This is a genomic window from Cedecea sp. B1(4) (assembly GCF_059414925.1).
Window position 1 is genome coordinate 1 of sequence record NZ_JCAHMZ010000164.1, and the last position, 219, is coordinate 219.

The following is a 219-nucleotide window of genomic DNA, read 5'->3' on the forward strand; positions in this document are numbered from 1 at the left end:
GAATAGCACATGTGCGTGTGGATCTGCGTCTCGTCGCGCACGCCGGCGGTCGACAGACGGAAGCAGTCCACCGCCCAGTCCAGGTACGCCTGCCAGTCGGCGCGGCGCAGCGGCAGGCCTTCGCGGATGGCCGGCTCGTCGATCTGGATGACGCTGATGCCGGCGGCTTCCAGGTCCACCACTTCGTCGCGCAACGCCAGCGCCAGCTGGCGGCAGGTC

1 protein-coding gene is annotated in these 219 nt (G+C 69.4%); it reads right to left on the bottom strand.

Features of this window, described 5'->3' with window-relative positions:
- On the bottom strand, positions 1 to 219 hold a 219-nt coding region (locus tag ACR6JA_RS22475), incomplete at both ends, for a hypothetical protein (RefSeq protein WP_494599648.1).